Source organism: Streptomyces sp. NPDC055506, from assembly GCF_053643595.1.
The window spans coordinates 1-10,207 of sequence record NZ_JBSHKH010000201.1 but is presented as its reverse complement, the minus strand read 5'-3'; the positions used below and the strand labels follow the sequence as shown (position 1 = coordinate 10,207).

Genomic DNA, 10,207 nt, shown 5'->3' with positions numbered 1-10,207 from the left:
TGCGCCGCCATGAACTGGAGCGGGCCGTGGTGGTGAACGTCGCCTCCACCGAACCTCCCTCTCCCGACCGCGTGTGGGAGTGTGGCTGATCGGAGCCCGAGGCTCCGTCGCCACCACCGTCGTCACGGGCTGCGCCGCCATCACCGCGGGGCTGCATCCGCCCACCGGCATGGTGACCGAGGCCCCGGCGTTCGCCGACAGCGGCCTGCCCGCGCTGGCCGACCTCGTCTTCGGCGGCCACGACACCCTCGACTGCCCTCTGCCCAAACGCGCCGAGTCCCTGACCGCCGGCGGTGTCCTCCCGCCCGGTGTCGCCACCGCCGTCGCCGCCGAACTGGAGGCCGCCGACCGGGAGATCAGGCCCGGTGGCCCCACCCCGGGGGACACCAGGAGCGAGGCCGAACTGATCACGGCCTTCGCAGACGACATACGCGACTTCGTGCGCCGCCATGAACTGGAGCGGGCCGTGGTGGTGAACGTCGCCTCCACCGAACCCGCGTCGGAGGGGCCCGGCACCCCGCTGCCCGCCAGCACCCTTTACGCGCTGGCGTCCCTGCGCGCCGGCTGCCCCTACATCAACTTCACCCCCTCCGAAGGCATGCACCACCCCGCCGCCGCCCGCGAGGCCGAGCGGAGCGGCCTGCCGTACGCCGGCCGGGACGGCAAGACCGGACAGACCCTCCTGCGGGCCGTGCTCGGCCCGATGTTCGCCCAGCGGGCGTTGACGGTCCGGGCCTGGTCCGGAACGAACCTGCTCGGCGGCGGCGACGGCGCCGCCCTCGCCGACCCGGCCGCCGCCGCTGCGAAGAACGCCGGCAAGGAACGCGTCCTCGCCGACACCCTCGGCACCGTCCCCGAGGGCGAGGTGCACATCGACGACGTCCCGGCCCTCGGCGACTGGAAGACCGCCTGGGACCACATCGCCTTCGACGGCTTCCTCGGCACCCGCATGATCCTCCAGACCATCTGGCAGGGCTGCGACTCGGCGCTCGCCGCACCCCTGGTGCTGGACCTGGCCCGGCTCACGGCCCGCGCCCACGAGGCGGGGCTGACCGGTCCGCTCGACGCCCTCGGCTTCTATTTCAAGGACCCCGTCGGGGACGGGCCGTCCGGTCTCGCCCAGCAGTACGAGGAACTGCTCCGGTTCGGGCGGCGCCTGGGACGGGCCGGTGAAGAGGGCCTGGGCCCCGGGCCGGTGGCACGGCCCGACGAGACGGGGGAAGCGCTGTGACGCTGCGCGAAGGCTCCTGCGGCTGCTCCGAGGACGCGTCCACGGCCGCTCCTCGAGACGGCGCCGACGACACGGCCCCCTGCGCATGCACCGGCCGGTCGCGGCGCGGACGCGGACGCGCCTGGGCCGAACTTCTCCGTCTGCCCGCCCTGTTCAGCGTCCCTGGCGACGCCCTGGCCGGCACGGCCGCCACCGGCGCGGCTCCCAACGCCCGAACCCTGCTCGCCATCGGCTCCTCCCTCTGTCTCTACGAGGCCGGCATGGCCCTCAACGACTGGGCGGACCGCGACGTCGACGCCGTCGAACGCCCGCACCGCCCCCTGCCCTCGGGCCGCGTCCACCCGGCCGCCGCGCTCACGGCGGCCTGCGCCCTCACCGGTGCCGGACTGGCCCTGGCCGCCGGCGCCGGCCGCCCCGCCCTGGCCGTCGCCGCACCCCTCGCGGCGACCGTCTGGGCGTACGACCTCGGCCTGAAGCACACACCCGCGGGCCCGGTGGCCATGGCCGCGGCTCGTGGCCTCGACCTGCTCCTGGGAGCCGCCGCGACGACCGGCCGCACCCGTCCGGCACTCCCCTCAGCGGCCCTCCTCGGCACCCACACACTGGCCGTCACGACGGTCTCCCGCCGGGAAGCCCAGGGCGGTTCGCCGCTGGCCCCTCTGGCGGCGCTCGCGACGACCGCCCTGCTGACCCGTGTGGTGACGCACCGCCCCGCAGAGCACCGGGGGACAACAGCTGCTGACCACCTTGGGCCACGAGCGACTCGGCTTCGAGGAGCCGTGCCCGGACGGAAACCCGCGGCACACCTCACCACCGCTCTCGCGGCCGCCTACGCCGCGGCCACCGCCCGTCCCTACTTCCACGCCGTGCTCAACCCCTCACCTCCGCTCACCCAACGAGCCGTCGGCGCCGGCGTCCGCGCCACGATCCCCCTTCAGGCAGCCCTGACCGCCCGGTCCAAGGGCGCGGCCACGGCACTCCTCATCGCGGCCCTGGCCCCGCTGGGGGCGAGGTTCGCGAAGAAGGTGAGTGTGACGTGACTCCGGAGACCTCTCCTCTCGCTCCGCTCCAGCCCCTCCGCTTCGGCTACGGCACCAACGGTCTCGCCGACCTCCGGCTCGACGACGCGCTCTCCCTCCTCGCCGATCTCGGCTACGACGGCGTCGGTCTGACCCTCGACCACATGCACCTCGACCCGCTCGCCCCCGACCTCGCCACCCGCACCCGACGGGTGGCGCGGCGGCTGGACGCACTCGGGCTGGGCGTCACGGTGGAGACCGGCGCCCGCTATGTGCTCGACCCGCGCCGCAAGCACGGCCCCTCCTTACTGGACCCGGACCCCGACGACCGGGCGCGCCGGGCCGACCTCCTCGTCCGGGCCGTGCGGGTCGCGGCCGACCTCGGCGCCCACGCGGTGCACTGCTTCAGCGGCGTCCTCCCGGAGGGCACCGACACGGACACCGCGTGGAAGCGTCTCGCCGAGACCCTCACGCCCGTCCTGGACGCCGCCGCCTCCGCCGGCATCCCGCTCGCCGTCGAACCCGAACCGGGCCACCTCCTCGCCACCCTGGCCGACTTCCACCACCTCCGCCGCACCCTCGGCGATCCCGAGCCTCTCGGCCTCACTCTCGACCTCGGCCACTGCCAGTGCCTCGAACCCCTCTCTCCCGCGGAGTGCGTGCGCGCCGCCACCCCCTGGCTGCGCCACGTCCAGATCGAGGACATGCGGCGCGGCGTCCACGAGCACCTCCCCTTCGGAGACGGGGAGATCGACTTCCCGCCGGTCCTGGCGGCCCTCGCCGCCACCGGATACCAGGGCCTGACCGTCGTCGAACTGCCCCGCCACTCCCACGCCGGCCCGCACTTCGCCGCGCACTCCCTCCCGTTCCTCCGCCACGCCGAGCAGGTCGCGGCCACCGCGCCGCCGTCCCCCGCTCCGGCCCTCCAGCAGGCCGCGCCACCCCACGGCGCTCCCTCCGCCACCCCTGAAGGGAGCAGCACCCCATGACCCAGCCCCGCGCCACACCGGCGGCGAGAACCGAGAGCACCACCCACACCGGCCAACCCGGTCCCGGCACCGCCCTCACCCCCTCACCCGCCGACCTCCGGGACCACCTCACCACCCACCTCGACCCCGCCGCCCGGTCCTGGCTCGAGCACGCCCTCGACGAGGCCGCCGCCCACCCCGGCATCCACGGGCCGATCTCCCCGTGGGAACTGCGTCTCGCCGAGGCCGGCCGCCGCTGCGGTGCCGCGCACGCCGACGCCGCCCGGGTGCTCATCCTCCACGCGGCCCGCGCCGGCACCGACGCCCTGACCCGGGTGTACTTCCAGGGCACCGCCGACGAACGCCGCGCCGTCCTGCACGCCCTGCCCCACCTCGTGTCCGGCCCCGGCGCCCTCCCTCTCGTCGAGGACGCCCTGCGCACCAACGACACCCGGCTCCTCACCGCCGCCGTCGGCCCGTACGCCGCCCGGCACCTGGCCCCCCACGACTGGCGCCACGCCGTTCTGAAATGCCTGTTCACCGGCGTCCCCGTCGAGCATGTGGCCGACCTGCCCAGGCGCGCCCAGGGCGACGGCGAACTCGCCCGCATGCTGGGCGACTACGCCGCAGAGCGCACCGCCGCGGGCCGCACCGTCCCCGAGGACCTGTCCCGCGTCCTGGACCTGACCGAGTCCGTGACCCCGGCCCCCGGCACGGACCACCCCCACGGCAAGGAGTCCTGATGCGCATCTTCGACCCCCACATCCACATGACCTCCCGGACCACCGACGACTACGAGGCCATGTACGCCGCCGGCGTCCGCGCCCTCGTCGAGCCCTCCTTCTGGCTCGGCCAGCCCCGCACCTCGCCCGCCTCCTTCCGCGACTACTTCGACGCCCTGCTCGGCTGGGAGCCCTTCCGCGCCGCCCAGTACGGCATCGCCCACCACTGCACGATCGCCCTCAACCCCAAGGAGGCGAACGACCCGCGCTGTGTGCCCGTACTCGACGAACTGCCCCGGTATCTCGTCAAGGACAACGTCGTGGCCGTCGGCGAGATCGGCTATGACTCCATGACCCCCGCCGAGGACACCGCCCTCGCCACGCAGCTCCAGCTCGCCGCCGACCACGGCCTGCCCGCCCTGGTGCACACCCCGCACCGCGACAAGCTGGCCGGCCTGCGCCGCACCCTCGACGCCGTCCGGGAGTCCGCGCTGCCCCCGGAGCGCGTCCTGGTCGACCACCTCAACGAGACCACCGTCAAGGAGGCCAAGGACAGCGGCTGCTGGCTGGGCTTCTCCGTCTATCCGGACACCAAGATGGACGAGGAACGCATGGTCGCGATCCTGCGCGCCTACGGCCCTGAGCAGGTCCTGGTGAACTCCGCCGCCGACTGGGGCAGGAGCGACCCCCTCAAGACCCGCAAGGTCGGCGACCTGATGCTGGCCGAGGGCTTCGACGAGGACGACGTCGACCGGGTGCTGTGGCGCAACCCCGTCGCCTTCTACGGGCTCAGCGGCCGCCTGAACCTCGACGTCACCGGCACGGAGGCCACGCACGAGGGCAACTCCATCCTCCGCGGCGCACCGCAGGATCCGCACGAGCCGGATCACGGCCCGGGAGACGGCGACGAGCCGGCTCGCGTCCCCGTCGCGGAGGCGTGAACCATGCGCTTCCGCCACCCCGACGGGTCCACCGTCCACCTCGCCTACTGCACCAACGTCCACCCCGCCGAAACCCTCGACGGGGTCCTCGCCCAGCTCCGCGACCACTGCGAGCCCGTCCGCCGCCGCCTGGGCCGCGACCGGCTCGGCATCGGGCTGTGGCTCGCCAAGGACGCCGCCCACGCCCTCGTCACCGACCCGTCCGCACTGCGCGGCCTGCGCACCGAGCTCGACCGGCGCGGCCTCGAAGTCGTCACCCTCAACGGCTTCCCCTATGAGGGCTTCGGCGCCGAGCAGGTCAAGTACCGTGTCTACAAGCCGGACTGGGCCGACCCGGAACGCCTCGACCACACCAGCGCCCTGGCCCGCGTCCTCGCGGGGCTCCTCCCCGACGACGTGGCCGAGGGCACCATCTCGACCCTGCCCCTCGCCTGGCGCACCGCGTACGACGACGAACGCGCGGAGACCGCCCGCACCGCTCTGCGCACCCTCGCCGAACGCCTCGACGCCATCGAGGAACTCACCGGCCGCTCCATCCGCGTCGGCCTGGAACCGGAACCCGGCTGCGTCGTCGAGACCACCCGCGACGCCATCGCCCCGCTCACCGCGATCGGCCACGACCGCATCGGCATCTGCGTCGACACCTGCCACCTCGCCACCTCCTTCGAAGATCCGGACACCGCCCTGAACGCCCTCACCCAGGCCCGCGTCCCCGTCGTCAAATCCCAGCTCTCGGCCGCCCTGCACGCCGAACACCCCCATCTGCCGGAGGTCCGCGACGCCCTCGCCGCGTTCGCCGAACCCCGCTTCCTGCACCAGACCCGTACCGCCACCGCCGCCGGGCTGCGTGCCACCGACGACCTCGACGAGGCCCTCGCCGGCCACGCCCTGCCCGACGGCGCACCCTGGCGCGCCCACTTCCACGTCCCCCTGCACGCGCCCCCCGCCGCGCCCCTCACCTCCACACTCCCGGTCCTGAAGACCGCACTGACCCGGCTCGTCGGCGGCCCAACCCCGCTCACCCGCCACCTGGAGGGAGAGACCTACACCTGGCAGGCCCTCCCGCCCGAGCTGCGCCCCCGGGGCCGCACCCAGCTCGCCGAGGGCATCGCCGCCGAACTCACCCTCGCCTGCGACCTGCTGACGGACCTCGGCCTGAAGGAGCTGCCGTGAGCACCCACGCTTCCGCCCCAGGCACCGACCCTTCCGCCCCGGGCACCCATCCGGCCCCGGCAGGCCCCACACCCCTCCTCGTCCTCGACGTCGTGGGCCTCACCCCCCGTCTCCTCGACCACATGCCCCGTCTCAAGGCGCTCGGACAGTCCGGCTCCCGCGCCACACTGGGCACCGTCCTGCCCGCCGTCACCTGCGCCGCCCAGTCCACGTTCCTCACCGGCACCATGCCCTCGGAACACGGCATCGTCGGCAACGGCTGGTACTTCCGCGAACTCGGCGACGTCCTGCTGTGGCGCCAGCACAACGGGCTCGTGGCCGGCGACAAGCTCTGGGACGCCGCCCGCCGCGCCCACCCCGGCTACACCGTCGCGAACATCTGCTGGTGGTACGCCATGGGCGCCGACACCGACTTCACCGTCACCCCCCGTCCGGTCTACTACGCCGACGGCCGCAAGGAACCCGACTGCTACACCCGGCCTGCCGCGCTGCACGACGAACTCACCGAAAGGCTCGGCACGTTCCCCCTCTTCCACTTCTGGGGCCCCGGAGCCGACCTCGTCTCCAGCCGGTGGATCATCGACGCGACCCGCCACATCATCCGCACCCGGCACCCCGATCTGACGCTCTGCTACCTCCCTCACCTCGACTACGACCTGCAGCGCTTCGGCCCCGACGACCCGCGCTCCCTGAAGGCGGCCGCCGACCTGGACGCCGCCCTGGCCCCGCTGCTGGACGACGCCCGCGCCGAGGGCCGCACGGTCGTCGCGCTGTCCGAGTACGGCATCACCCGCGTGAGCCGGCCCGTCGACATCAACCGCGCTCTGCGCCGCGCCGGACTGCTGGAAGTGCACACCCAGGACGGCATGGAGTACCTCGACCCGATGGCGTCCCGTGCCTTCGCGGTCGCCGACCACCAGATCGCCCACGTCTATGTGCGCCGCCCCGAGGACCTCGACGCCACCCGGTCCGCCCTCGACGGCCTGCCCGGCATCGCCGAACTCCTCGACGACGAGGGCAAGAAGACCCATCACCTCGACCATCCGCGCGCGGGCGAACTCGTCGCCGTGGCGGAACCCGACGCCTGGTTCACGTACTACTACTGGCTCGACGACGCCCACGCGCCCGACTTCGCGCGACTCGTCGAGATCCACCGCAAACCCGGCTACGACCCGGTCGAACTCTTCATGGATCCCCTCGACCCCTACGTCAAGGTCAAGGCGGCCACCGCACTGGCGCGCAAGAAGCTCGGCATGCGCTACCGCATGGCGGTCGTGCCCCTGGACCCCTCACCTATTCGCGGCAGCCACGGCCGCCTTCCGGCGAGCGACGACGACGGTCCGCTCCTCATCTGCTCCACCCCCCGTGCTGTCGGCGACCGCGTCGCGGCCACCGATGTGAAGTCACTGCTGCTCCGACTCGCCGGTCTCACCTGAGGTCGTCACCCTCAGTATCCGACTGGTCACAAGTGAAGCACTCACCACTGACAACGCCCCGCGATCACGAGGAGTTCCACGCATGAGCCGCTTCTCCCAGCCCGATCCCGAGCTCACCCACCGCCTCAGCAGACGCGGCATGCTCGGCGTGGCCGCCGGCGCCACAGCCGCCGCCCTGCTCGGCGCCGCGGCCCCCGCGACGGCCGCCACCGGCAACCCGCAGAGTGCCACCGGCAACGCGGCCGCCACCGCGTCCGGCGCCAAGGGCCGAGGCCGCCCCGTCCTGCCGCCCGGCCGCCTCGGTATCCAGCTCTACAGCCTGCGCGACAAGGTCTCCACTCTCGGCTTCGGACCGGTCTTCGCCGAACTGGAGAGGTACGGCTACGACGAGGTCGAGTTCGCCGGCTACACCCAGGGCTCAGCGGGCCCCATCACGCTCGGCCAGCTCAAGCGGCTGGCACGCAACCACGGTCTGAACCCCATCGGCAGCCACGTCGGCTACTCTCCAACGACCCTGGCGCCTACACCTTCGCCCAGAACCTCACCAAGGTCCTCGACGACGCCCAGGCCCTCGGCCTCAAGCACATCGGCACGGCCTCGGGCCCGTTCCGCTACGGCTCCACCGTTGACGCCTGGAAGCGCGCCGCCGAGGAGTTCAACACCTACGGCGCGGCGGCGAAGGCCCGGGGCATGAAGTTCTACCAGCACAACCACTCCGAGGAGTTCTCCTTCGCCACCGACAACCCCAAGGTCCGCCTCTACGACATCCTGCTCAAGGAGACCGACCCGGACCTCGTCTACCTGGAGATGGACATCTACTGGGCGTACGTCGGCCAGTTCCGCTTCTCCAAGCGGCCCGACGGCAAGCCCGCGCCGTTCGAACCGCTGGACTACGTCCTCAAGCGGCCCGACCGCTACCCGCTGTTCCATGTGAAGGACGGCGAGAGCGACCCGTCGAACCCGTACGGCTACAACATGACCGACGTGGGCGACGGCGACATCGACTACCAGCGGTTCATCTCCGCCGTCACCCGGCTGCGCGGCCACCGCATGGCCCACCACTGGCAGGCCGAGCACGACAACCCGGCTGAGTCCTTCACCTTCGCGCGCCGCTCCAGCGCGCACCTGCACTCCCTGAGGGAGAAGTGCTGAGGGCCGTAGCGGCATGAGGAGGCCCCTCCCGTACCGGGGAGGGGCCTCCTCACACGTGGGACGGTCAGCCCACGAGCCCTGTCCGGGCGCGTCACGATCAGGCCGTGTCCTCGCCGAGCGGTTGTGGATTGGGGACGATGCGGCTCTCTTCCTTGTCGCGTCCCGGCGGGGTGAGGAACAGCGCCACACAGCCGGCGAAGAGCGAGATCGAGCCGGCCAGGATGAAGGCACCGGAGTGTCCCCAGGCGCCGACGACCACGGCACCCATACCCGCGCCCAGACCGGAGACGAGCTTGGCGCTGTAGACCATGCCGTAGTTGGACGCGTTGTTGTTCTCGCCGAAGTAGTCCGCGGTGAGGGCCGCGAACATCGGGAAGATCGCGCCGCCGCCGAAGCCGGATATCGCGGAGAAGATCAGGAACAGCGTCAGGTTCTTGCTGTCCGCCGACCAGAGAATGCCGAACTGGGCCAGGCCCAGGATGACACACACGGCGAGCAGGCACCGCTTGCGGCCGTAGAGGTCGGAGAGCCAGCCGATGACACCACGGCCGGTACCGTTGACGATCGCCTTGAGGGACATGGCCGTGGCCACGATCCCGCCCGCGAAGCCGGCCTCCTCGCCGATGTCCACCTGGAACGCGATACCGAAGATGTTCACGCCGGACGTGCACGCCAGACAGAACCACATCAGGGCCACCCGGCCGGTCTTCCACGCCTCCTTGGGGGAGTACTGGCGGACCGCCGGCGGGTTCATCCGCAGCGAGCGCGCCGCGCGCGGGTCCTTCGGCGGGTTGAGCGGGTCGATCGCGGCGGGCCACCAGTTCTTCGGTGGGTCCCTGAAGAAGTAGCCGGAGAACGCGACGATGCCGGCCAGGAACACACCCACCGAGACCAGCACCCAGCGGAAGTTGGTCAGGTCCATGTAGCCGTTGAAGATGAAGACGAAGGGCACCGAGCCGTAGGCGAATCCACCGTTGACGAAACCGGTCTTGCCGCCCTTGCGCTCCGGATACCACTTGCCCACCATGTTGACGCAGGTGGCGTACACCATGCCCGCGCCCATGCCGCTGAACATGCTGAAGCCGATGTAGGCGAAGACGACGTGCGGTGCGAAGGCCAGCGACAGATAGCCGAGCAAGGTGCCCGCCGCGCCGCACATCATCGCCCAGCGGGCCGGCAGTTTTCCGCTCTCACGCAGCTTGCCCGCGGGGAAGGCCACCGCGGCCTGGAAGAAGACCCAGACGGTCATCATCCAGAAGATGTGCATGCTGTTCCAGCTGTGCGCCGTGTGCAGGGTGTCCTCTGCGGACGCGAACGCGTACTCGGCGGAGGAGATGCCCATCATGCCGATCCAGGGCAGGATCACCATCCACTTGCGTTTGCGCCCCATGATGTCGATGTCGGACTCGCCGACGCGATAGACGCGTCCGTTCTTGTCGGTCACCTCGCGATAGGCGGCGACCCGTGGAACGTCGGTGGTTGTCACGTGGATTGCACCCCTTGCGTCGAAAGATCTGGCCAGCGCCCCCTGTCCCATGCCTTTCGTGCGCGTACTGGTCCCGGGC

At 72.1% G+C, this 10,207-nt stretch carries 8 protein-coding genes and 1 pseudogene; 8 read left to right on the top strand and 1 reads right to left on the bottom strand.

The genetic code is table 11. The features are described 5' to 3' along the window. Positions 1-79 precede the first annotated feature (79 nt). The 8 genes and pseudogenes from ACWIF2_RS38725 (at position 80) to ACWIF2_RS38690 (ending at position 8,642) form a co-directional block, all read left to right on the top strand. Positions 80-1,231 carry an inositol-3-phosphate synthase gene (locus tag ACWIF2_RS38725; RefSeq protein ID WP_454366150.1) on the top strand — a complete coding sequence of 384 codons (1,152 nt, stop codon included), beginning with the start codon at positions 80-82 and terminating at the stop codon, positions 1,229-1,231. Then, entirely contained in the window at positions 1,228-2,271 is a 1,044-nt protein-coding gene (locus ACWIF2_RS38720) for an SCO3242 family prenyltransferase (protein WP_454366148.1), read from the top strand. The genes ACWIF2_RS38725 and ACWIF2_RS38720 overlap by 4 nt, the downstream gene beginning before the upstream one ends. Continuing rightward, positions 2,268-3,239, top strand: a complete 972-nt coding sequence (locus ACWIF2_RS38715; RefSeq protein ID WP_454366147.1) for a sugar phosphate isomerase/epimerase family protein — start codon at positions 2,268-2,270, stop codon at positions 3,237-3,239. The genes ACWIF2_RS38720 and ACWIF2_RS38715 overlap by 4 nt, the downstream gene beginning before the upstream one ends. After that, entirely contained in the window at positions 3,236-3,961 is a 726-nt protein-coding gene (locus ACWIF2_RS38710) for an EboA domain-containing protein (protein ID WP_454366145.1), read from the top strand. Before ACWIF2_RS38715 ends, ACWIF2_RS38710 begins: the two co-directional genes overlap by 4 nt. Beyond that, positions 3,961-4,881 carry a TatD family hydrolase gene (locus ACWIF2_RS38705; protein WP_454366143.1) on the top strand — a complete coding sequence of 307 codons (921 nt, stop codon included), beginning with the start codon at positions 3,961-3,963 and terminating at the stop codon, positions 4,879-4,881. Before ACWIF2_RS38710 ends, ACWIF2_RS38705 begins: the two co-directional genes overlap by 1 nt. 3 nt (positions 4,882-4,884) lie before the next feature. Continuing rightward, positions 4,885-6,054: a metabolite traffic protein EboE gene (gene eboE, locus ACWIF2_RS38700; RefSeq protein ID WP_454366141.1), complete on the top strand. Its 1,170-nt coding sequence runs from the start codon at positions 4,885-4,887 to the stop codon at positions 6,052-6,054. After that, complete coding sequence (locus ACWIF2_RS38695) at positions 6,051-7,490, top strand: alkaline phosphatase family protein (protein WP_454366139.1); 1,440 nt, start codon at positions 6,051-6,053, stop codon at positions 7,488-7,490. The genes eboE and ACWIF2_RS38695 overlap by 4 nt, the downstream gene beginning before the upstream one ends. 82 nt (positions 7,491-7,572) lie before the next feature. Continuing rightward, positions 7,573-8,642, top strand: a pseudogene (locus ACWIF2_RS38690) (sugar phosphate isomerase/epimerase family protein). Between the two features lie 97 nt (positions 8,643-8,739). Here the strand turns inward: ACWIF2_RS38690 and ACWIF2_RS38685 are convergent. Beyond that, positions 8,740-10,128 (bottom strand): OFA family MFS transporter, encoded by a 1,389-nt coding sequence (locus ACWIF2_RS38685; protein WP_454366137.1) that lies wholly within the window; start codon positions 10,126-10,128, stop codon positions 8,740-8,742. Between the last annotated feature and the right edge of the window lie 79 nt (positions 10,129-10,207).